The 21,272-nt window shown below is 36.3% G+C and carries 21 protein-coding genes and 1 rRNA gene; 14 read left to right on the top strand and 8 right to left on the bottom strand.

The window, feature by feature from the left end:
• Window positions 1-6: 6 nt before the first annotated feature.
• Window positions 7-174, bottom strand: a complete 168-nt coding sequence (locus FYJ80_RS07245) for a DUF362 domain-containing protein (RefSeq protein WP_154425538.1) — start codon at window positions 172-174, stop codon at window positions 7-9.
• Window positions 175-329: 155 nt separating this feature from the next.
• Here FYJ80_RS07245 and FYJ80_RS07240 point away from each other — a divergent pair, with 155 nt between their 5' ends.
• The 6 genes from FYJ80_RS07240 to FYJ80_RS07215 all read left to right on the top strand — a co-directional run bounded on the left by FYJ80_RS07240 (window position 330) and on the right by FYJ80_RS07215 (window position 7,165).
• Window positions 330-2,564: a DNA topoisomerase 3 gene (locus FYJ80_RS07240; protein ID WP_154425537.1), complete on the top strand. Its 2,235-nt coding sequence runs from the start codon at window positions 330-332 to the stop codon at window positions 2,562-2,564.
• A gap of 65 nt (window positions 2,565-2,629) precedes the next feature.
• Window positions 2,630-3,391 carry a 4-hydroxy-tetrahydrodipicolinate reductase gene (gene dapB, locus FYJ80_RS07235; RefSeq protein ID WP_154425536.1) on the top strand — a complete coding sequence of 254 codons (762 nt, stop codon included), beginning with the start codon at window positions 2,630-2,632 and terminating at the stop codon, window positions 3,389-3,391.
• A gap of 1 nt (window position 3,392) precedes the next feature.
• On the top strand, window positions 3,393-4,307 hold the full coding sequence (dapA, locus tag FYJ80_RS07230) for a 4-hydroxy-tetrahydrodipicolinate synthase (protein WP_154425535.1): 915 nt from the start codon (window positions 3,393-3,395) through the stop codon (window positions 4,305-4,307).
• The gene (locus FYJ80_RS07225; RefSeq protein ID WP_154425534.1) at window positions 4,307-5,530 is read left to right on the top strand and encodes an LL-diaminopimelate aminotransferase; all 1,224 of its coding nucleotides are present in this window, start codon (window positions 4,307-4,309) and stop codon (window positions 5,528-5,530) included. The genes dapA and FYJ80_RS07225 overlap by 1 nt, the downstream gene beginning before the upstream one ends.
• Entirely contained in the window at window positions 5,527-6,780 is a 1,254-nt protein-coding gene (locus FYJ80_RS07220) for a diaminopimelate decarboxylase (RefSeq protein ID WP_154425533.1), read from the top strand. The genes FYJ80_RS07225 and FYJ80_RS07220 overlap by 4 nt, the downstream gene beginning before the upstream one ends.
• A complete protein-coding gene (locus FYJ80_RS07215; RefSeq protein WP_206361016.1) occupies window positions 6,770-7,165 on the top strand; it encodes a YbgC/FadM family acyl-CoA thioesterase in 396 nt (131 codons plus the stop codon). Before FYJ80_RS07220 ends, FYJ80_RS07215 begins: the two co-directional genes overlap by 11 nt.
• 36 nt (window positions 7,166-7,201) lie before the next feature.
• On the opposite strand, the gene FYJ80_RS07210 is transcribed toward FYJ80_RS07215, so the two are convergent.
• The 4 genes from FYJ80_RS07210 to FYJ80_RS07195 all read right to left on the bottom strand — a co-directional run bounded on the left by FYJ80_RS07210 (window position 7,202) and on the right by FYJ80_RS07195 (window position 11,436).
• On the bottom strand, window positions 7,202-7,576 hold the full coding sequence (locus FYJ80_RS07210) for a LexA family protein (RefSeq protein WP_154425531.1): 375 nt from the start codon (window positions 7,574-7,576) through the stop codon (window positions 7,202-7,204).
• Between the two features lie 149 nt (window positions 7,577-7,725).
• Entirely contained in the window at window positions 7,726-9,489 is a 1,764-nt protein-coding gene (locus FYJ80_RS07205; RefSeq protein WP_154425530.1) for a hypothetical protein, read from the bottom strand.
• Window positions 9,490-9,512: 23 nt separating this feature from the next.
• Entirely contained in the window at window positions 9,513-10,643 is a 1,131-nt protein-coding gene (locus tag FYJ80_RS07200; protein ID WP_154425529.1) for a glycosyltransferase, read from the bottom strand.
• Window positions 10,644-10,662: 19 nt separating this feature from the next.
• Window positions 10,663-11,436 carry a hypothetical protein gene (locus tag FYJ80_RS07195; protein WP_154425528.1) on the bottom strand — a complete coding sequence of 258 codons (774 nt, stop codon included), beginning with the start codon at window positions 11,434-11,436 and terminating at the stop codon, window positions 10,663-10,665.
• Between the two features lie 127 nt (window positions 11,437-11,563).
• On the opposite strand from FYJ80_RS07195, the gene FYJ80_RS07190 reads away from it, so the two are divergent.
• The 4 genes from FYJ80_RS07190 to FYJ80_RS07175 all read left to right on the top strand — a co-directional run bounded on the left by FYJ80_RS07190 (window position 11,564) and on the right by FYJ80_RS07175 (window position 14,198).
• Entirely contained in the window at window positions 11,564-12,562 is a 999-nt protein-coding gene (locus FYJ80_RS07190) for an SPFH domain-containing protein (protein ID WP_154425527.1), read from the top strand.
• An 11-nt stretch (window positions 12,563-12,573) separates the two neighbouring features.
• A complete protein-coding gene (locus tag FYJ80_RS07185) occupies window positions 12,574-12,750 on the top strand; it encodes a PTS ascorbate transporter subunit IIC (protein ID WP_154425526.1) in 177 nt (58 codons plus the stop codon).
• A 101-nt stretch (window positions 12,751-12,851) separates the two neighbouring features.
• Window positions 12,852-13,784 carry a cysteine synthase A gene (gene cysK / locus FYJ80_RS07180; RefSeq protein ID WP_154425525.1) on the top strand — a complete coding sequence of 311 codons (933 nt, stop codon included), beginning with the start codon at window positions 12,852-12,854 and terminating at the stop codon, window positions 13,782-13,784.
• Window positions 13,785-13,787: 3 nt separating this feature from the next.
• Window positions 13,788-14,198 carry an RrF2 family transcriptional regulator gene (locus FYJ80_RS07175; RefSeq protein WP_154425524.1) on the top strand — a complete coding sequence of 137 codons (411 nt, stop codon included), beginning with the start codon at window positions 13,788-13,790 and terminating at the stop codon, window positions 14,196-14,198.
• Window positions 14,199-14,245: 47 nt separating this feature from the next.
• Here FYJ80_RS07175 and FYJ80_RS07170 read toward each other — a convergent pair whose 3' ends face one another.
• Complete coding sequence (locus FYJ80_RS07170) at window positions 14,246-15,880, bottom strand: glycoside hydrolase family 13 protein (RefSeq protein WP_154425523.1); 1,635 nt, start codon at window positions 15,878-15,880, stop codon at window positions 14,246-14,248.
• A 92-nt stretch (window positions 15,881-15,972) separates the two neighbouring features.
• Here FYJ80_RS07170 and FYJ80_RS07165 point away from each other — a divergent pair, with 92 nt between their 5' ends.
• Both FYJ80_RS07165 and FYJ80_RS07160 read left to right on the top strand, forming a co-directional pair.
• Window positions 15,973-16,563 carry a TetR/AcrR family transcriptional regulator gene (locus FYJ80_RS07165; RefSeq protein ID WP_154425522.1) on the top strand — a complete coding sequence of 197 codons (591 nt, stop codon included), beginning with the start codon at window positions 15,973-15,975 and terminating at the stop codon, window positions 16,561-16,563.
• Between the two features lie 2 nt (window positions 16,564-16,565).
• Window positions 16,566-17,216: an LbetaH domain-containing protein gene (locus tag FYJ80_RS07160; protein WP_154425521.1), complete on the top strand. Its 651-nt coding sequence runs from the start codon at window positions 16,566-16,568 to the stop codon at window positions 17,214-17,216.
• On the opposite strand, the gene FYJ80_RS07155 is transcribed toward FYJ80_RS07160, so the two are convergent.
• Window positions 17,197-17,709, bottom strand: coding sequence for a flavodoxin family protein (locus tag FYJ80_RS07155; protein WP_154425520.1), 513 nt, complete (start codon window positions 17,707-17,709; stop codon window positions 17,197-17,199). The genes FYJ80_RS07160 and FYJ80_RS07155 overlap by 20 nt on opposite strands.
• Before the next feature lie 115 nt (window positions 17,710-17,824).
• Between FYJ80_RS07155 and FYJ80_RS07150 the strand changes: the two genes are divergently transcribed.
• Window positions 17,825-19,474, top strand: coding sequence for an MBL fold metallo-hydrolase RNA specificity domain-containing protein (locus FYJ80_RS07150; RefSeq protein WP_154425519.1), 1,650 nt, complete (start codon window positions 17,825-17,827; stop codon window positions 19,472-19,474).
• Here the strand turns inward: FYJ80_RS07150 and FYJ80_RS07145 are convergent.
• On the bottom strand, window positions 19,471-20,055 hold the full coding sequence (locus FYJ80_RS07145) for a GNAT family N-acetyltransferase (protein WP_154425518.1): 585 nt from the start codon (window positions 20,053-20,055) through the stop codon (window positions 19,471-19,473). The genes FYJ80_RS07150 and FYJ80_RS07145 overlap by 4 nt on opposite strands.
• A 412-nt stretch (window positions 20,056-20,467) precedes the next feature.
• Between FYJ80_RS07145 and FYJ80_RS07140 the strand changes: the two genes are divergently transcribed.
• Window positions 20,468-21,272: ribosomal RNA gene (locus FYJ80_RS07140) — 16S ribosomal RNA — on the top strand; the annotation flags it as partial.

Raw genomic sequence — 21,272 nt, 5'->3', positions numbered from 1 at the left:
TTTTAATCAAGCCTCTTCGATAGCACCTGTTGGGCATACGCCTGCACATGTACCGCAATCGAGACACTTGTCTGGATCGATTGAATAGATGTCACCTTCAGAAATTGCTTCAGCAGGACATTCACCTGCACAAGTTCCGCAAGCTACACATGAATCTGTAATTCTGTAAGCCATAGTAATACTCCTTACCTTTTGAGATAGTTAAATTATAGTTAGACAAGCTTTGCCTCGTCAATAGTGAATTGATTACTAAAACTAAGAAATTGCGCTTAGGGATTTTCGCTCATACACTTTTAATAATTATTATGTTTTGATAAAATCCCATAGCCATGAAGAAAATAGTTATTGCTGAAAAGCCTTCTGTAGCAAGAGAAATAGCAAAAACCTTACTTTGCTTTGACCGTGGACCTGGTTACATTGAAGGAAATAAATATATTGTAACATGGGCTTTAGGACATCTTGTAGAGCTATGTGATCCTGCTCACTATAGTGAAAGATATAAAAGATGGTCATTAAAGGATCTTCCAATGCTCCCTGAAACTCTAGATCAAGAGGTAATTGAAGATACAAAGGAGCAATTTGATAACATTGAAGCATTATTTAAGAGAAGTGATATCGAGGGTGTAGTTATTGCAACCGATGCGGGAAGAGAGGGTGAGCTAGTAGCTAGATGGATTTTAAAGCTTATTTCCTATAGCGGAAAGCTTGAAAGACTTTGGATTAGTAGCCAGACAGAGAAGGCTATTAAGGAGGGCTTTGAGAACCTTGCTCCTGCAGAGCTTTACGATGATTTATACCATGCCGCAGAGGCTAGAAGTGCTGCCGATTGGTATGTTGGTATGAATGTTTCTCGTGCTCTTACCTGTCAATATGATGCAAAGCTTTCTGCTGGTAGAGTTCAAACACCTACTCTTGCCTTAATGACTAAAAGAGAGGATGAAAGAGATGAGTTCTTAGGACGTGGATATTATACAGCACGTGCTGATTTTGGTCTTTTCTCTGCTTCATACTACCCTGAAGAAAATACTATTAGGTTTACAGATAAAGAAACTAAAGAGCTTTTTGAGAGCTCCTTTATCGGTAAGGAGGGTATTGTTACCTCCTTATCTAAGGAGGATAAGGAGGATAAGCCACCTCTACTTTATGATTTAACAGAGCTACAAAGGGATGCAAACCTCTCCTATGGCTTTTCTGCTAAGGAAACTCTCGATACACTACAGCGTCTTTATGAGGTTCATAAAATAGTTACATACCCTAGAACAGATTCAAGATATTTAACTAGTGATATAGTTCCAACACTTAAGGATAGAGTAAGAGCACTAAGTAATAGTGATTTCTCTCCAGTTGCTAAAGCTTTTTTAGAAAATGGATATAGCTTTGATACAGATAGATATGTTCAGGAGGCTTTAGTAAGTGACCACCATGCTATTATTCCAACAGAGGAAATGGTAAAGCCTGAAAAGCTTTCAAATGATGAGCTAAGACTATTTAAGCTTATTGCATTACGCTTTTTAGAAGCGTTATGTGAGCCTTATAAATACACAACTACTACCTGTGTAATTGACTGTGAGGGAAAGCTATTTAAGACTCGTGTAACTCTTGCTACTAATAAGGGCTGGAGAAGAGTTGGTGAGGAGGTTGGTATTAGAAGTACCGCTGCCGCTGATAACCTAGATACAAGCTTTGCAATTTTACGTCTCAAAGAGGGTGCCAAGGTAAAAATCGAGGATATTACTGTTAAGGAAAATACTACAACTCCACCTGAAAGATATACAGATGCAACGCTTTTATCTGCGATGGAGCATGCTGGCCGTTTTGTTGATGATGCCCAGCTTAAGAGTAATCTTACTAATGGTCTTGGTACTCCTGCAACTCGTGCTGATATCATAGAAAAGCTAGTTCAAAATCACTATGTTGAGAGAGAGGGAAAATACTTTGTTCCAACACCAAAGGGAAGAGAGGTTGTTAGACTTGCTCCAAAGGTTTTGCAATCTGCAGAGCTAACTGGTGTTTGGGAAGGTCGTTTAGAGTCTATTAGTAGAGGTAAGGAAAATCCTGATTTATTTATTAAGGATATTAAAAAGATGGCTAGTGAGCTAGTTGATGAAGTAAAGAACTCCTCATTAATATTTGAGCCTCACTTTGTAGATTCAAAGAAGTGTCCATATTGTGGTGCTGAAATGATGAAGAGTATAGCTATGGATTCCTCTGTTCACTATATCTGTCAGCGCCTTTCATGCTCCTATGAGGAGAGAGAGGTTAAGGTTGCAATAGATACTGGAGCTAATATAAAGCTTAAAAGGACTCCACAATTTACTAGCGATGGTAAGGTAAAGGTTAATCTCAAAAAGAGTAGTGTCAAATTACCTAAGGTAGTTTATGAGACTAAGCTTGAGGTAGTAAGGGAGAGTAAGAGAAAGAGAGATTTCTCATCTCAAAGCCATGTTGAAAGAAAAAATAATATAAAGAGTAGCTCTTTTTCTGATATGGGTGGTGGTACCTTTGCTGATTTCTTCAAGCAATCTCAAGAGAGAGCTGAGAGAAGGGGTAAAAATAGGAAATAGTGTTATAATAATAACATTATGTTATTCTATAGACATTGTTTTACATATTTGGTATTATCGGTTTTATGAATATCGGTATCGTAGGTTTTGGTAAAATGGGAAAGAGGATTTATGACCTAGCTCACGAATCCTCTTATTGTGTAAAAGCAGTTATTGACTCTTTTTCTGATGATTCTAGAGTCACTTCAAAGAGTATAGATAAAAGCTCTCTTTTAGATGTTGATGTTGTAATTGATTTCTCAGCACCAGTGACTGCAATTGAGAATATAAAAAAGTATGTTGATCTATCTATCCCTGCAGTAATTGGTACTACAGGCTGGTATGATAAGCTAGATGAAGTAAATTCATATGTAAAGGAAAAAAATGGTTCAATTCTTTACTCTGGAAACTTTTCATTGGGTGTTGCAGCGCTTTTAAAAATAGTTTCCTATGCTTCAAAGCTTATGAATGCTCTTCCTTCATATGATGTAGCAGTACATGAGGTACACCACAATAAGAAGGCCGATAGTCCATCTGGTACAGGACTAATGGTTGCAGAGGAAATAGTAAAGAATTTAGATAGAAAGGATAAAATTGACTGTGAGTGTCAGCATGAGAAAATTGAGCCCAATGTATTACACCTTTCATCATCACGTGTTGGCTCTATTCCTGGCATACATGAAGTAATTTTTGATAGCGATGTCGATACTATTACTATTTCACACTCAGCACGCTCACGTGATGGCTTTGCATCAGGAGCCTTAAGAGCTGCTAAGTGGTTAATAGCTGAAAAGAGAGCTGGTCTCTTTTCAATGGATGATTTAATAAACAATATTTTCGGAGAATAAAATGAAAAGCAAGAATTTATTTAAGGGCGTTTTTACAGCTTTAATTACACCTTTCACAGACTATGGCACAGTAGATTACGCTGCCCTAGAAAGAATAGTTAATTTTCAGATTGAGAATGGAATTGATGGATTAGTTCCATGTGGAACTACAGGTGAAAGCCCATGTCTTTCCCACGAGGAGCATGATAGAGTCATCGCTCAGACAATAAAGTTTGCAAAGGGTAGAGTTCCAGTAATTGCTGGTACAGGCTCTAATGCTACAAATGAAGCTATTAGACTTTCTCAGCATGCTGAGGATGCAGGTGTCGATGCAGTATTACTTGTAAACCCTTACTATAACAAGCCTAACCAGGAGGGCTTATATAAGCATTTCAGAGCTATTGCTGATAGTGTTAGTATTCCATGTGTCTTATACAATATTAAGGGTAGAACTGGTGTAAACCTAGAGACAGATACCTTAATTAGACTCGTTAATGATTGTCCTAATATCTATGCTGTTAAGGAAGCTAGTGGAAATATCGAGCAGATGAGTGATGTAATTAATAGAACTCCAGATGATTTTATAGTCCTTTCTGGTGATGATAATCTTGCTCTCGAGCTTGTTAAGAGAGGTGGAGATGGTGTTATTTCTGTAGCTTCAAACCTCTTCCCAAAGGAGATGGTAAATATGGTTCACTCAGCTCTTGAGGGTGACTTTGAGAAGGCAGAGAAGATTGAGAAGCACTTTGCGCCTTTCTTTAAGACCTGCTTTATTGAAACTAACCCAATCCCAATAAAGACAGCTATGGCACACTATGGAAAGTGTAGAGAGATCTTTAGATTACCAATGTGTTCTCTTGAAAACCCAGCTCATAGAACAACTTTAATTAATAGCACCGATGAAATCTTTGCTGCAATTGAAAGAGGTGAAATGTAATGGCTAGAATTAATGATAACTATACAAAGCTTGCTTCAGGATATCTATTCCCAGAAATTGCAAGAAGAACAAAGGTTTGGAGTGCAAATCATCCAGGTGTTCAGCTAATGAGACTTGGTATTGGTAATACAACTGAAGCTCTTCCAATGGTATTAGTAGATGCAATGAAGGCAAAGCTTGATAAGCTATCCTCAAGAGATACTTATACAGGCTATGGTGATGAGCAGGGTGACACACCTCTTAGAGAGGCTTTAAAGGATTTTTATAAGAAGCACTATGGTGTTGAGCTTTTAGCAGATGAATTCTTTGTTTCTGATGGTGCTAAGAGTGATGCTGCAAATATTCAAAATCTTTTCTCTGAGGATTGTATCGTAGCGGTTCAGGATCCTGCATACCCTGTATATGTTGATTCAAATGTTGTAGGTGGCAGAAGTACTGGCTTCCAGGATGGTCAATATAAGGGCTTAGTATACCTTGAAGGAAATAGTGAAAATGGTTTTATCCCACTTCCTCCAAAGCAGAAGGTTGATATCATCTACCTTTGCTTCCCAAATAACCCAACTGGTGCTGTTGCAACTAAAGAGCAGCTAAAGGCATTTGTTGATTATGCAAGAGAAAATAAGGCTGTAATTATCTTTGATGCTGCATATTCTTCATATATTGAGGATGAGGAGCTCCCACGTTCAATCTATGAGATTGAGGGTGCGAAGGAGTGTGCAATTGAGATTAACTCCTTCTCTAAGAATGCGGGCTTTACAGGTGTTCGTCTTGGTTGGACAGTTGTTCCTCATGCTCTTGTTTGTGAAAATAGTGAGCCAGATGTTTTAAGAGGAATGTGGAATAGAAGACAGTGTACCTTCTTTAATGGTGCATCTAATATTGCTCAAGCTGGTGGCTTAGCAGCGCTTTCAGATGAAGGCTATAAGGCTTGCCAGGGTCTTGTTGATTACTACAAGGGTAATGCAAGAATAATTAAAGAGGGACTTGAAAGTCTTGGTATTGAGTGTATTGGAGGCAAAAATAGTCCTTATATTTGGGCTAAGTGCCCTAATGGTATGTCAAGCTGGGAGTTCTTTGATTTCCTTCTTGATAAATGTCATGTAGTTGTTACTCCAGGTGCTGGCTTTGGTGCTGCAGGTGAAGGATATGTTCGTGTATCCTCCTATGGCCATAGAGAAAATGTTGAAATGGCTATAGCTAGTATTAAGGAGAATATGAGATGAGTGAGAAAAAGCTCCCATTAAGTAGTAATGAGTTTATTAATGCGATTAAGGATATCCCAACTCCTTTTCACCTCTATGATGAGAAAGCAATAATTGATAATGCAAAGGCCTTTAAGGAGGCTTTTGCTTGGGCTCCTGGATTTACTAACTTCTTTGCAGTTAAGGCTTGTCCTAATCCTAGCATTATTAAGCGCCTAGCAGCTCTCGGCTTTGGTGCAGACTGCTCCTCTTTACCTGAATTGCTCCTTAGTAAGGCATCAGGAATTACAGGTGAAAGAATAGTATTTACATCAAATGATACACCAGCTGAGGAGTTTAGAGTTGCATATGAGCTAGGTGCTATTATTAACCTTGATGATGTTACTCATATCGATTATCTATATAATGCTCTTGGTGGAAGGTTCCCTGAGTTAATTTGCTTTAGATATAATCCAGGTCCAGATAGAACTGGTAATGCAATTATTGGTAACCCAGTAGAAGCAAAGTATGGTGTTACTAAGTCTCAGCTTTTTGATTGCTATAGAAAGGCTAAGGCTCTAGGTGCAAAGCGCTTTGGTCTTCATACTATGGTTGCTTCTAATGAGCTTAATGGTGATTACATCGTTGAAACAGCTAGAATGCTTTTCACATTAGTAAATGAGATCAAGAAGGAATTAGACATTGATATCGAGTTTATCGATATGGGCGGTGGTATTGGTATTCCATATCGCTTAGAGGATGAGAGAATCGACTTAAATGAGCTTTCAAGTAAGATTGAGAAGCTATATAAGGATTACAATCAGAAGGTAAGGCTTACCTTTGAATGTGGTCGTATGATTACAGGTCCTTATGGATACCTTGTTACAAAGGCTCTTCATGTTACAAGTAAATATAAGGAATATGTTGGTCTTGATGCTTGTATGTCTGATTTAATGCGCCCAGCTCTCTATGGCTCCTACCACCACATTACAGTTGTTGGTAAGGAGGATATGCCTAAGGATCATGTATATGATGTAACTGGCTCTCTTTGTGAAAACAATGATAAGTTTGCAATTGATAGAAAGCTTCCAAAGGTAGATGAGGGTGATATAATTGTAATTCATGACACTGGTGCACATGGCTTCTCTATGGGCTTTAACTACAATGCAAAGCTTCGTCACGCAGAGTATTTATTAACTGCAGATAAAAAGCTTGTTATGATCAGAAGAGCTGAAACCTATGATGACTATGTTAAGACCTTGAGATTTGAAGGAGCTGAGGTTGAAGTATAAGTTTAATTGCAGAGTATATTTTTCAGATACAGATGCTGGTGGTATTGTTTATCATGCAAGGTATTTAGACTTTGCAGAGCATGCTAGAACTGAAGCTCTAAGAAGTGTTTTTTCTTCAAGCCAAAATGAGCTGTTATCCTCTGATATCGCATTTGTAGTAAAGAGTATTAATATCTCATATGAAAAGCCAGGTTATTTAGACGATTTAATCACAGTTGAAACCTCTTTAAAGGAAGCAAAAAAATTTTCTGCAATCTTTTTGCAGGAAGTAAAAAGAGGTGATGATATACTTGCTCTCTTAGAGGTAAAGGTCGCAGCTATATCTCTAAGTAAGAAGAGACCTGTACTAATTCCTGAGGAAATTATAAACGCTCTCTCAATTTAACTTAATTCTTAAGCAGGGCTTCATAGCTCTGCTTTTTCATAGCTTTCTAACTACTGCAGTTACTACACCAAATATAGTTAGCTCTTCATCCTTTTCTAGTACGATATCGTTATAATCAGGGTTTTCTGGATGCAATACAACCTTAGGCTTTAAAAATAATCTTTTTAAAGTAAAGGAACCATCAATACAAGCAACAACTAAAGAGCCATGGTGTGCTTGCTTTGCTTTATCAACAAGGATTATATCCTCGGGATAAATTCCGGCACCTATCATAGAAACACCTTTCGCTCTAAGTGCATAAACACTTGGTCTTCTAACATCTAAATATGTATTAAAGTCTAAGCTTGACTCTGTGTAATCCTGTGCAGGCGAAGGAAAGCCACAGATTATTACAGGGGACTCACTAATCATTTATTACTCCTAGCTTTATATTATCAAGTAAGAAAGTATTAAAGAAGTAAATTAAAAAATATTAAGTTTTTATAAATTATTATAATACAACTAATTAAGATTTTCTTTATTGTAAAAACTTTTATTTTAGAATTATTAGGTAAGCTTTATTAGAGCATAAAGCTTATTCCTAATGCTAATTGAATATCCTCCTTAGTACCACCTGCTGAGCTGTTATTGTAGTTAAATATAGTAACTGATGTAAGCTTTGCTTTAACAAAGACATTTGAATTAAAGTAGTATCTTGCATCTAAGGAGAGTGATAAAACATGCATTACAGCATCCTTTTTTGCTACATCAATTAAATATGATTCTCCCTCTGTAGTGCTTGGTGCATAGCTCGTGTCACCGAGCTTATACCTTGTATATTTATCCTTAACACCCTTTATGATGTATGTCGCTGTGAAATCGAGAGACCAAGAGTCATAAGCTTTATAGCCTAATGTGTAGTTAAATGTAATACAGTCATTTCCAAAGCGATAGCCAATAAATTGAAGGTTATAATTTGCAAGATTAATATCTGTGCTTGGACTATTTATAAAATCAGGGAATGCAATAATTCCATTTATTCCATACCCTGAATTGTTCCTTGATCCATCATCTCTAATGTAGAGGTATGGATCTGTGTATACACATTCAAAGCTAGAAGTAATGATACTCTTATTTAATACCCAAGCTGATTTAACTCCGAGCTGGAAGCCCATAGCTGGAGGTGGAGCTGTACTATCAGAAAATTCAGAAGGAAAGTTAAACTCATCAACTAATATAGTTCCATAAATATTTAAATGAGGAACAATTGTATATTCAAGCTCTAGTGATAGCTCTGAATTAGCATTACCTCGAGTATAGAAGTTATGAAATAGTGCTAAAGGAGAAAAGACAGATAAATCTATTGAGCCGCTATCACTTTGATAAATTATTGCTTCTGAAATTGAAATTGCGAGAGGTCCATTTCTAAACTCTCCTCTATGTGCAATAAAGGCCTTAGTACCTGTTCTAGGTACATCCTGATTAAAAAACAGATTTATATAATCCTTTCCATCAACACTATATGTATAGTTGTCTGGGTGTATGAAGGATGAGTAGCTAAAGACATATTTTAAATGATTTGAAAATGCTGCAAATCTTAAATTATTATGGTAAGGAATTTGGTTTCCAAGCAAAAGATTTCCACTTACTCCTGGTCCCCAAGAGATATTTTCTCTTCCAAGAGAAATAGACCAATGCTCTCCACCTGCACTTATTATCCCCCTATAAGGAAAGTTCATATTAAAATCTATTAGCTTTGATGGTGGGAAAAATAGAAGATTAGTTTTAAATGCTAGAGGATTATAAGAAACCTCCTTACCCTGTTCGATAGAATTTGTTTGAGAAATTAGGCTTCTATTTAAGCCTCCATCGATTTCGCAAAAGAGGTAAATGCTATTGTCTATATATGCAGATATTGGAATAGTAATAAATGGAGTAGGGCGGTTAAAATCACCTAAGTATGACCAGGAAGCTATCATATCTGGATTAACAAAGTCTATTTTATTTGAGTGTAGTGAAAATTCTAAGCTGATAGAAATACCTGGGTCTAGGAATATTAGCCTTTGCTCTTTTTCTATATCAAATTTCTTGATAAGGGATGTATAAATATTCTTTTCATTTGTAGAAAGCTTATTTACGTCTATTTGCTTTAGCATAAGACGAAGCTCAGCTTGGCTCCAAGGGCCACTAGAGGATGGCATAGCTGTTCCACTTGAGATAGCAAGCAAATCAATTGCTTGCTTCTCTTGAGAATCTGTTCTGTAGATTTTCTGATCATTACCTGCAAATGAAGAGAAAATAAAAACTGAAATAAATATTAAAATAGAAAAAATTTTCTTTATCATTAACTTAGTTAAGGTATAATATATTATTGTTTCCTTTTTGTTTCTATTGCATCTGTAAACATCTTTTCCATTTTGTTTACACACTCCTCAAGTGCATATTTTTTAGCACTCTCTGCGTATTTATACTCCATCTCCTTTTTCTCTTCTGGGTGCTCTATCCAATAATCAATTTTTTTAACTAAGTCATCACTGCTTCCAGCCTTGAAAAGACTTCTCTCATCAAGTGCAAATTGAGGAGTTGCAGAGCGCTCGCTATTCGCAATAACGGGAACTAAGCCCGATGCGAATGCTTCCATACAGCTCATAGCTTCAATCTCTGCATCAGATGCGTGAATATATAAATCTGTTTGGCTAAATAAATCCTTTAATTTATCCTTAGTTAAGAATTGCATAATAATAGGGTTAGTTAATCCTTTAGCAAGCCTTCTATACTCTTCCTCTACAGGGCCCTGTCCTGCTAAGAAGATTTGTATATCCTTTTCATATTTTGATTTCTTAACAGCCTCAATTATTAAGTCCTGTCTCTTTTCATGAGAAAATCTTCCACTCATGACAATTAGATATTTATCCTTAAAGCATTCATCCTTTTCTCTCTTGTTATATACAAAGTCGCTTTCTATTCCATTTGAAATTACTCTGATATCTGCCTTATAGTGGTGCTTTCTGAGCTGGTTTGCGATCATATTACTTGGACAGTGGATAAAGCTATGATATTTAAAAATATATTGCTTAGCAAAGAAATAGGTAAATGAAATAAGTGGCTTAACATTTCCCAAGTTTACAGAAAACCAAATATTCTCTGGCTGTACATGAAAGGCACTAGTCATTGGCTTATTATATTTAATAGCAAGCTTTGTTGCCTTCCTTGAGATCATAAAAGGCATTACAACATGAACTATATCAGCCCATTTAACAGCTTCCTCAATAGTTTTTTCAACTGGCTTTGCAAATACAAAGCCCTGCTTTTTAATTAGCTCATTAAAGATTGGAACCTTTACTGTAGGAAGGCCCCATTTATCATCCCTTGATTCTCCTGAGGCTAAAATCCTTACATCATGTCCATGCTTCTTTAATATTGTATATAGTCTTCTAGCTGTAATAGTGTTTCCATTATTTGCGCCATCAAATTGATCTAAAACAAGTAATACCTTCATTGTATTTATACTCTTCCCTCTATGTTAAGTCAGCTATTATCTCATTAATTGTGCTGTCTGCTTTATAAATATCCTTTGCAAGTAAGGCATATTCTAAAGCTTTACTCTTATTCTTTCTTTTCCAATGCCCATATGCAAGTCCTGAATATATAGTAAAGCGGTCCCAAATTGCGACTTTCTGTTCCTCTAATAGCTTTTCAGCATCCTCAAATAGACTTAATCCCTTCTTTCTACTACCACCTGCAATACCTGGTGAGTGTAGATATCTATCTGCTGCCATGAGTAATACATGAAAGTCCTCTGGATGTGCTTTATAAGCTTCATCAACAAGCTTAGTAAATGCCATGCCCTTTGAAAGAGAGCCATCGATTAAATACCAAAATGAGTTTGAAAGAGCTTCTAGTATAGCTCCTGCGCTCTCTGGTGCGCCCTTATCTCTTCCGCTTTTAAGTAGCTTATCTGCTGCAGTCATATATGCTGTAGCAACATCCTTTCTCTCTGGCTTTACCTCTGTTGCATATTTGGCAACTATCATGCAGGCACGTGAGAGTGCTAAATCCTGCATCCATGGTTCGTATTTATATGATGAAATTTTCTCAACTAAAACCTCATAATTTGCTAGAGCCTTATCTAAGCCCTCATCATCAAAAATTCCTTTTATTAGCTGAGAATACTCTTTGTTATCAATTAGAGGAGTGAAATAGTTTACACTGCCTACCTTTTGAGCAAATAAATTAGCTGTCACTAATAAAAATATTAGAATAAGAAGTGTAAGCTTCCTTTTTATATTCATTATTATCTCCTGCATTCTAAATATACAGTAAATAATTAAAATAGTGAAATGTTAACTTCAGTTGACATAGTAATAAACATGATGATATTATTTTGATATCATAATAAATCATATTGGAGGTTTGGTTATGAAATTTGATGAAGAAAAAATAATTCATCCATTAAATGGTTTTGTTGGTCTATTTATTAATATTTTAGTAATGCTATTTAGCATTGCAGTTTTTGTTATTGATGCTGTACTTTTTGAGTGCCTATTAATAGGTGGTGCTTTATTTGCTATTTTATTAGTTCTTTCAATTTTATTATTTGTATCAACCTGTATTTGCTTCGGCGGCTTAAGAGTTATTAATCCTAATGAAGCATTAGTACTTTCTTTATTTGGTAAGTACTATGGTACTATTTATGATAGTGGCTTTTATTTTGTAAATCCTTTTGCTACTGCTATCCACCCAAAGAATGTAGAAGAGGAAGGTAAGAAGGAAAATCTGCAGCTATCATCGAAGTCATCTCAGTCTTTAAAAATAACTCCTAGAAAGATTAGTACAAAGATCCAGACCTTTGCAAATGGAAGTCAAAAGGTAAATGATAGCTTAGGTAATCCTATTGAGGTTAGTGCAATTATTGTATGGAAGGTTGTAAATGCAACTAGGGCTGTAATAAATATTGATGATTATAAAGCCTATCTTTCAAACCAAACAGATTCAACTATTCGTAATATCGCTAGATTATATCCATATGATATTATCGATGATGATGACGATAATGAAGAAAAGACACTTAGAGGCTCTGCATCTACTATTGCATCTGAGATGAAGGATGAGCTTTCTGCAAGAGTTGAAAATGCTGGAATTGAGATTATAGATGTAAGACTTAACCAAATTGCATATGCTCCAGAAATCGCTGCTGCAATGCTCCAGCGCCAGCAGGCTGTGGCTGTAATTGCTGCTAGACAGAAGATTGTAGAGGGTGCAGTCTCTATGGTTGAAATGGCATTAGAGAGATTAAAGGAAGATGATGTTGTAAATCTTGATGAAGAAAGAAAGGCTCAAATGGTTTCAAATCTTCTTGTTGTTCTTTGTGGAAATAAAGAGGCATCTCCTATTGTAAATGCTGGAAGTATCTATTAATTTTAAACAATATGGGCGTGAAGGATAGTAAAAAGCAAATACCTCTTAGAGTGTCATCTACTCTATACAACGAGCTTCAGGCATGGGCTGAGGATGATTTTCGCTCTCTTAATGGGCAAATTGAATTTCTCCTAACTGAAGCCGTTAAAAAGAGAAGAAAGAAGGATATAGATGAAGCTGAAGAGTAGGGTAGAAAATTTCTACCCATTTTTTATTTACCCTATTGACTTGATAGGTGAATCGAATGTAATATTCGCCTATCAATTTAGTAGGTAATAGGGGGCTTAACATGGCACTATACAATTCTTTAGAGGAACTGGTTGGTAAAACACCTCTAGTTAGATTAAATAATATCGAAAAGAAATTTGGCTTAAAAGCACGTCTTCTTGCAAAGCTTGAGTATTTTAACCCAGCTGGTAGCGTAAAGGATCGTATTGCTCTAGCAATGATCAATGAGGCTGAGAAGAATGGAACTCTAAATAAAGATACACTAATAATTGAACCAACTAGTGGTAACACAGGGATCGGTCTTGCCTCTATTGCTGCTGCTAAAGGATATAAGATTACTATTGTAATGCCTGAAACAATGAGTGTTGAACGCAGACAGCTTATGAAGGCTTATGGTGCTAACCTCGTTTTATCAGAAGGAAGTAAGGGAATGAAGGGCGCTATTGAGGTTGCTAACAAGCTTCATGAGGATAACCCTAATTCAATAATCGCAGGTCAGTTTGTTAATCCAGCAAACCCTAAGATCCACTACGAAACTACAGGTCCTGAAATTTATGCAGACAGTGAAGGTAAGGTTGATTATTTTATTGCAGGTGTTGGAACTGGTGGTACAATTACAGGTGTGGGAAAGTATCTTAAAGAGAAGAATCCTAATATTAAGGCTGTAGCTGTAGAGCCAGAAAGCTCTCCAGTGCTTTCAAAGGGCGTTGCAGGCGTACATAAGATTCAGGGTATCGGTGCAGGCTTCGTACCAGATGTATTAGATAGAGGTGTAATCGATGAGATTATTACAGTATCTAATGATGATGCATTTGAGTATGGTAGACTTCCTGGTAAGCTTGAAGGCTTCTTGGTTGGAATTTCCTCAGGTGCTGCTCTTAAGGCTGCTATTGAGGTTGCATCTCGAGAAGAGAATGCTGGCAAAACTATTGTAGTACTCTTCCCAGATACAGGCGATAGATATCTTTCTACACCTTTATATCAAGTGGAGTAATTAATGTATATATCAACTAAAGGTAGATATGCACTAAGAGTATTGGTTGATTTAGCCGATAACAAAGGGGATAGGCTAGTACCACTTTCTGAAATCGCACATAGACAAGAGATTTCTCTTAAGTACTTAGAAAGGATAATGCCTGTTTTGACAAAGGCAGGGTATGTTAATGGAACCTCAGGAAAGAATGGTGGCTACTGCTTAGCTAAAAAGCCAGATCAACTATTTGTAGGAGAAATCCTACGTATTACTGAAGGTACCTTAGCACCTGTTGCATGCTTAGCGTGTGAAGAGAATGTGTGTTCTCGCAAGGATAGCTGCAAAACAGTAAATCTATGGGCTTCTCTTGAAGACAAAGTGAATACTTACCTCGATAGTGTGTCAGTAGCTGATGTTGCTGCTGGAAAATTTTAATTAAAATAAAAAATAGTGGATGCTTTTCTCATCCACTATTTTTACTTCTATTTCCTCTTTAATAAAAGAGCTTCATAAGGCTTTAGTGTTAAAGAGCTCTTGCTATAATTAGAGTTATAATTTGATATAACTAATGTGTAATTATCAAATGGGAAATTTATTAATTCTTCATCCTTTGAGAAATTTGTAATTACTACATATTCTTCTCCATCTAGCTCTCTTTTATATGCAAATAGCTTTTCAGAATCCTTAAAGATAAACTCGAGAGTTCCTCTTCTAAGAGCTTTTGAAGTCAATCTAATTTTTATAATATTTCTATAGAAATTTAATATAGAAGTTATATCGTTATTCTCATTTTTTACATTAATAGTTGTATGGTTATCATTTACACCTAGCCAAGGCTTACTATTTGAAAAGCCACCGTATAGTGTATCATCCCACTGCATTGGAGAGCGTGCATTATCTCTTGAAACCATTTGAGCTCTTTTGAATGCGTCCTCTTTACTTTTTCCTTCTGCTAATTCATGCTCGTAGAAATTTTTTGTATCGATATCATCGTATTCAGAAAGAGTTGGGTAATAGATATTAGTCATACCAATTTCTTCACCCTGATAGATAAATGGTGTTCCAGGGAGGAGGTGTGTAATTAAAGCTAATAGCTTTGCTGACTCTTTATAGTATTTTTTATCATCACCATAAAGTGATACCTGTCTTGGCTTATCATGATTAGATAAAAATCTAGCCCAGCAGCCATCGCTCTTTAAAATTTCATAGCTTTCAATAATACTCTTTCTCATATTGCTTGGAGTAAAGGTATCAACCTCAACTACAGGAGGAATGAATGGTATTGCCATATTGAATTCCTTTCTTGAGTCGCTTGAGTATTTATAAAGCTCTTCAACATTTGAAACACTTACTTCTCCAACACTCATGCAATTATATTCATCAAAGATTTTTCTTAGTTCTTTAATAATTGAATGAGTTCCATCTCGGCCACTGCATATATCCATACAAAAGGCATATCCCATCGCATTTTCCTTGTTAGGAGAATATGTAAATGGTGCCTTCTCAAGATAACTAATTGCATCAACTCTGAAGCCATCAACACCAAGCTCACACCACCAACGAACCATATCGAAGATTTCCTTCTTTAGCTTTGGTGAGGTGTAATTTAAATCAGGCTGTCCCTTTGAGAAGAGATGAAGATAGTATTGGTCTCTTTCCTTTACATATTCCCATGCACTTCCTCCAAAGCAGGATTCCCAATTATTAGGCTCATGACCATCAACTGGATCGTGCCAGATGTAGTAATCAGAGTAAGCATTATCTCTTGATTTTGATGAGATTTTAAACCATTCATGCTCATCGGAGGTATGGTTGATTACAAGATCCATAATAACTTTAAGTTCAAGATTATGAGCTTTGGTTAAAAACTCTTTAAAATCATCCATTGTACCAAATACTGGTGCTATATCCTTATAATTAGAGATATCATATCCATTATCCTTAAATGGTGAGCAATATACAGGTGAAAGCCAAATAGCATTTACACCAATACTTTTTATGTAATCTAGCTTAGAGATAATTCCTTTAAGGTCTCCAATACCATCATTGTTACTATCCATAAAGCTTTTTGGGTAAATTTGATAAACAACTAAATCCTTATACCAATCCTTTTCCATATTTTGCCTCATCGATGTTTTACATAATTTAACAATTTAATGTCTAGTACTATTTATTGACGGGCTAATTAACATTAGCCTATCATAGCTATATGAATACAAAGGATTTAATCCTAGCTGAAGCCTTAAAGCTTTTTTCAGCTAAGGGATATGATAGTGTTACTGTAGCAATGATAGCAGAAAATTGTTCAATTAAAGCTCCTTCATTGTATAAGCATTATAAGAGTAAAAGAGAAATCTTTGATGCTGTATATGAAAAGGCATTAAATAAATATGATTCCTTTATTACTTCAATTAAAATTAATGAGGATGAAATAACAAGCTTAAATTCTGATATTCTTTTTTCAAAGCTTAAAGCTGTAATTAGGTTTTTTACTCATGATGAAGAAATTGTAATGCTAAGAAAGCTGATGAAGCTATCTAATGATAGTAATATAAGAGCTGCTTATTCAGAAAAGTTTTTTGATTTTGTTATTAATTATCATAAAAGGCTTTTTGATGAATTGATAAAGGAGCAGCTGATGATAGCAGAGGATTCTTTATCACTTGCAATGCTATATGATAGTCCCTTGTTAGTAATAATAGATGAGCTTGATAGGCACCCTGAAAGAGAAGAAGAGCTTCTCGAAAGATTAAAAGCTCATAGCCAGCTTTTCTTTAAGCTAGTTACAATAAAGAGGTAAAGATGTTTAAAACTGTTGATTTATTTGATTTTGAGCATAGTATAGCAGGCCTTTATTTATCAGCCTTTGAATATCCATACCAGGCTTTAGCTGGTATTACAGATTTAATTAAAGAAATTGGTAAGACCTTATCAGATGATTATTTAAAAATGGGTGAAAATATTTGGGTTCATAAAAGCGTAGTAGTTGCTCCTACTGCCTTTATTGGTAGCCCATGTATTATTGGTCCAAATAGTGAAATAAGACATTGCGCTTTTATAAGAAATAGTGCCTTAATAGGAGCAAATTGTGTTGTTGGAAATTCAACAGAGCTTAAAAATGTTATCCTATTTGATAATGTTCAGGTCCCACACTATAACTATGTAGGTGACTCTATATTAGGCTATAAAGCACACATGGGTGCTGGCTCTATTACATCAAATGTCCGCTCTGATGGGAAAAATGTTAAAATAGAGGGTGTTGATAGTAAATTAATGAAGGTCGGTGCAATGCTTGGTGATCGAGCTGAAATAGGGTGTGGTAGTGTATTAAACCCAGGAGCAATTGTTGGAAGAAATTCAATAGTTTATCCTCTCTCCTCTGTTAGAGGGAGTGTTCCCTCTAACTCAATTTATAAAAGAGAAGGAGAGGTAGTTAAGCGAAGAGACTCTTAATTTTCTCTTCTACATCACTATTTATTTCAAGAATCTTATCTTGATATGCTTCGAAGGCTGCAAAGCCTGTAAATGGAACATTTATATATTCCATCATCTCCTTAAATTGGTCATGTAGGAGCTTGTATTCAACATCACTTGTCTCAGCTCCTCCATTTAATATTAGCTTAAATTCCTTTCCCTTCCAGCTATCAAAGCTATATAAACGATCGATAAAACATTTCATTGTTGCTGTGACACCCCACCAATAAATAGGGGAGATAAATACGATAGTCTCTGCTTCCTTGAGCTTAGAAATAACAAGGCTTAAATCATCCTTTTGTATGCATGTATGAGTCTCATTTTTCTTACATGCATCACACCCTAAGCAAGGCTTAATATTATATTTTCTTAATTCAACTATTTCAGAGTCCTGACTATATTTTGCACAGCACTCAGCCAATTTTAATGATGTACCCCTTCTTGGAGATCCTACGATAATAAGTGTTTTCATAGTTCTATTTTATAACTTACACTCATATTCTGTGAAGCTCTATTGCAGCTAATGGCAATAATAAAACTTTGTAAAACAGCTTTTTACCTTTATAATGAAAACAAGGAGAGAAGCTATGAAGCTCACATTTTTAGGAGCCGCTCGCTTTGTAACCGGCTCACAATATCTATTAGAAGCAGGTGGATTAAGGATTTTAATCGATTGTGGTCTTGCTCAAGGGCAGGATGAAAAAATCTGTGGTACAGATTTTCCTTTTGATCCTTTATCAATTGATTATGTTATTTTAACTCATGCTCATATTGATCACTCTGGAAGAATTCCTCAGTTAGTAAAGGAAGGCTTTAAGGGAAGTATTATTACTACATCAGCAACTAGCATGCTTTGTTCAATAATGCTGCTAGATTCTGCTTCGATTCAGGAAAGTGAAAGTGAATGGATGAATCGAAAAAGAGAGAGAAAGGGAGAAGCTCCTATTGAGCCGCTATACACAAAGGATGATGCATATAAGGCTCTTGAGCTATTTAGTGAAACTGAATATGGAAAGCTTTTAACTTTAAATGAAAATGTTAGAGTAAAGTTTATTGATGCAGGTCATCTATTAGGCTCATCTGAGGTTGAATTCTTTGTAAGTGAAGGTGGAAAAGAGAAGAAGATAGTATTCTCTGGTGATATTGGTAATTTAGATCAACCAATTATTAATAACCCTGAGTATATTAAAAATAGTGATGTCGTAGTAATGGAATCAACATATGGTGATAGATGTCATGAGAAAAAGGCTACAGATGATATCTATAATAGAGCAAAGGTATTAGCAAAGATAGTTGATGATACCTTTAAGCGCAATGGAAGAGTCATTATTCCTTCTTTTGCTGTCGGTAGAACTCAAGAGCTATTATATCTATTTAAGATTATTAATGATAAAAAATATATTGATAGACCTATTCCTGTTTATTTAGATTCTCCGCTTTCAATAAAAGCTACTTCTGTTTTTAAAAGCTGTACTGCAGAAAACTATTTTGATAAGGACGCTATGGAGCTAATTAATAGAGGTGAAAATCCTTTCGAGTTTCCGCTTCTTCATAAGGTAAAAGACGTCCAGGAGTCTATTAAGCTAAATTCAATAAAAGAAAGTATTGTTATCATTTCCTCCTCAGGTATGTGTGAGGGTGGTAGAATAAAGCACCACCTTAAGCATGGCTTATATAAAAAGGAAAATACTATTCTATTTGTTGGTTACCAAGCTAATGGAACACTTGGTAGGTCAATAGTAGATGGTGCAAAACATGTAACGATATTTGGTGAGCAGGTAGAGGTACATGCTCAAATACAATCTCTTCCAGGCTTAAGTGGCCATGCAGACCACGATGGTCTTATAAAGTGGATTTCTTCCTTTAAGACTAAGCCAGAGAAGATTTTTATTTCTCATGGAGATAGAAATGTCGCACCAGCCTTTGCTAGAGAATTAGTTGAAAAATATAATCTAAAAGCTTATGCACCTCACCTAGGTGAGAGCTTTGATTTAGATGATATTATTCCATACCAAGAGAAGGAAGCATATATAGATGAAAATGATAGAATATTAAATGAGTCTAGAGAGCTACTTGCTCAAGGCTTAGAAAAGGTAGATGAGGTAATTAATCGTCTAAATGATGCTGCAAGAAAGGCCGATAGAGAAGATAAAAAGACTTGCATTAGACTTGCTAATGCAATTAATAGATTATCGAGTGACCTAGATGATCTTGCAGCAAAATGGAATAGTGATTAAAAATCCTTCTTTAATACATATCCCCAAGGCTTTTCAATTAACGTTGAGAAGCCCATTTTTTTATAAAAGCCCTGAGCTGATTTATTTGTATTGCTAACTCCTAAGTGAACACTATTATATCCATGGTCTTTAAGGTTTTTTGTAAAGGTATCAATTAGCTTTCTACCTAGTCCCAAGCCCTGACCCTCTGGAAGTATATCTATATGTAAATGTGGTAGGTATTGAGGATAAATTTCATATTCAACACCATTTTGAATCATATTTATTACAGCCTTATCATTTTCTGTAATAGCTGAAGTAAACCTATTTCTTATTATAGGTAGAAATTCATTATTTAAATATTGGTAGAACTCTCTTGAGTCATAACAGCCTACGATATATCCAATGCATTTACTATCCTTTTTAGCAACAAAGCAACAGGTAGGGTCGTATAATACATATGGAGTTAAATAAATTTGACCTATCAATCTTCTATCTGAGTAAAGATGTGTGCCATCCTTACCGCTATCACTAGTTAAAAGACATATTTCTTCAAGCTCGTATAGATCATTAATTGTTGGGTGTTCAATAGTTATATTCATAATATAGATGATAATAGCAGGTAGTAAATTAAAAGTAAAATATTATAGGTTTGTATACACTTTGAAAAAATGTATAAAAAAATAAAAAAGTACTTGAAATAAAAAAGTAAAAGGAGTAGATTCCTAACACGTTGAACGACGCGAAAGCGAGCGAAAACAAAAAGTTGAAAAACTTAAAAAAAGTAGTTGACTAGTACAAAGCAAAAATGCTAAGTTAACAAAGCGCGTAAGAAATTACGAGCAGATTTTTCAAATAGATAAGCGATAGGAAAGAGAGAGAAGAGAAAGAAGCCTGAGGCTTCTGTCAATTCAAGAAAATCGAACGGAAAAATAAAAAAGCCGGTTCGTGCGAGTATGACAGGATAAACTAGTTTAAAGAAGAAATAAGCGGGAACTTGTTCCCGTACTTTTGATAACGGAGAGTTTGATCCTGGCTCAGAACGAACGCTGGCGGCGCGTTTTAAGCATGCAAGTCGAGCGGTAAGGTCCTTCGGGACCCTAGAGCGGCGGACGGGTGAGTAACACGTGGATAATCTGCCTTCCAGTTTGGGATAGCACATGGAAACATGTGATAATACCGAATGAGATACAGCATACAAAGGTAAGCAGTAGGAAAGCTCCTGCGGGAGCGCTGGAAGATGAGTCCGCGGCCCATTAGCTAGTTGGCGGGGTAAAGGCCCACCAAGGCGACGATGGGTAGCCGGCCTGAGAGGGTGGACGGCCACATTGGGACTGAGACACGGCCCAGACTCCTACGGGAGGCAGCAGCTAAGAATCTTCCACAATGGACGAAAGTCTGATGGAGCGACGCCGCGTGAACGATGAAGGCCGTAAGGTTGTAAAGTTCTTTTTGGAAGGAAGAATAAGCTTGGCAGGGAATGGCCGAGTGATGACGTGAATTCCAGAATAAGCCCCGGCTAACTACGTGCCAGCAGCCGCGGTAACACGTAGGGGGCGAGCGTTGTTCGGAATTATTGGGCGTAAAGGGCACGCAGGCGGCTTGGCAAGTCTGATGTAAAAATTCAGGGCTCAACCCTGTCTGGCGTTGGAAACTGCTGAGCTTGAGTACAGGAGGGGATATTGGAATTCCAGGTGTAGGGGTGAAATCTGTAGATATCTGGAAGAACACCGATGGCGAAGGCAAATATCTGGCCATGTACTGACGCTGAGGTGCGAAGGTGCGGGGAGCAAACAGGTTTAGATACCCTGGTAGTCCG

Origin of the sequence: Bullifex porci, assembly GCF_009695635.1 — a bacterium.
Classification (GTDB): Bacteria; Spirochaetota; Spirochaetia; order Sphaerochaetales; family Sphaerochaetaceae; genus Bullifex; species Bullifex porci.
This window is presented reverse-complemented; position numbering and strand designations above follow the sequence as displayed.

Bases quoted from the DNA above. Each gene is read 5' to 3' on its own strand.
- FYJ80_RS07245 (WP_154425538.1), bottom strand. From the start codon at position 174: ATGGCTTACAGAATTACAGATTCATGTGTAGCTTGCGGAACTTGTGCA.
- FYJ80_RS07240 (WP_154425537.1), top strand. From the start codon at position 330: ATGAAGAAAATAGTTATTGCTGAAAAGCCTTCTGTAGCAAGAGAAATA.
- dapB (WP_154425536.1), top strand. From the start codon at position 2,630: ATGAATATCGGTATCGTAGGTTTTGGTAAAATGGGAAAGAGGATTTAT.
- dapA (WP_154425535.1), top strand. From the start codon at position 3,393: ATGAAAAGCAAGAATTTATTTAAGGGCGTTTTTACAGCTTTAATTACA.
- FYJ80_RS07225 (WP_154425534.1), top strand. From the start codon at position 4,307: ATGGCTAGAATTAATGATAACTATACAAAGCTTGCTTCAGGATATCTA.
- FYJ80_RS07220 (WP_154425533.1), top strand. From the start codon at position 5,527: ATGAGTGAGAAAAAGCTCCCATTAAGTAGTAATGAGTTTATTAATGCG.
- FYJ80_RS07210 (WP_154425531.1), bottom strand. From the start codon at position 7,576: ATGATTAGTGAGTCCCCTGTAATAATCTGTGGCTTTCCTTCGCCTGCA.
- FYJ80_RS07205 (WP_154425530.1), bottom strand. From the start codon at position 9,489: ATGATAAAGAAAATTTTTTCTATTTTAATATTTATTTCAGTTTTTATT.
- FYJ80_RS07200 (WP_154425529.1), bottom strand. From the start codon at position 10,643: ATGAAGGTATTACTTGTTTTAGATCAATTTGATGGCGCAAATAATGGA.
- FYJ80_RS07195 (WP_154425528.1), bottom strand. From the start codon at position 11,436: ATGAATATAAAAAGGAAGCTTACACTTCTTATTCTAATATTTTTATTA.
- FYJ80_RS07190 (WP_154425527.1), top strand. From the start codon at position 11,564: ATGAAATTTGATGAAGAAAAAATAATTCATCCATTAAATGGTTTTGTT.
- FYJ80_RS07185 (WP_154425526.1), top strand. From the start codon at position 12,574: ATGGGCGTGAAGGATAGTAAAAAGCAAATACCTCTTAGAGTGTCATCT.
- cysK (WP_154425525.1), top strand. From the start codon at position 12,852: ATGGCACTATACAATTCTTTAGAGGAACTGGTTGGTAAAACACCTCTA.
- FYJ80_RS07175 (WP_154425524.1), top strand. From the start codon at position 13,788: ATGTATATATCAACTAAAGGTAGATATGCACTAAGAGTATTGGTTGAT.
- FYJ80_RS07170 (WP_154425523.1), bottom strand. From the start codon at position 15,880: ATGGAAAAGGATTGGTATAAGGATTTAGTTGTTTATCAAATTTACCCA.
- FYJ80_RS07165 (WP_154425522.1), top strand. From the start codon at position 15,973: ATGAATACAAAGGATTTAATCCTAGCTGAAGCCTTAAAGCTTTTTTCA.
- FYJ80_RS07160 (WP_154425521.1), top strand. From the start codon at position 16,566: ATGTTTAAAACTGTTGATTTATTTGATTTTGAGCATAGTATAGCAGGC.
- FYJ80_RS07155 (WP_154425520.1), bottom strand. From the start codon at position 17,709: ATGAAAACACTTATTATCGTAGGATCTCCAAGAAGGGGTACATCATTA.
- FYJ80_RS07150 (WP_154425519.1), top strand. From the start codon at position 17,825: ATGAAGCTCACATTTTTAGGAGCCGCTCGCTTTGTAACCGGCTCACAA.
- FYJ80_RS07145 (WP_154425518.1), bottom strand. From the start codon at position 20,055: ATGAATATAACTATTGAACACCCAACAATTAATGATCTATACGAGCTT.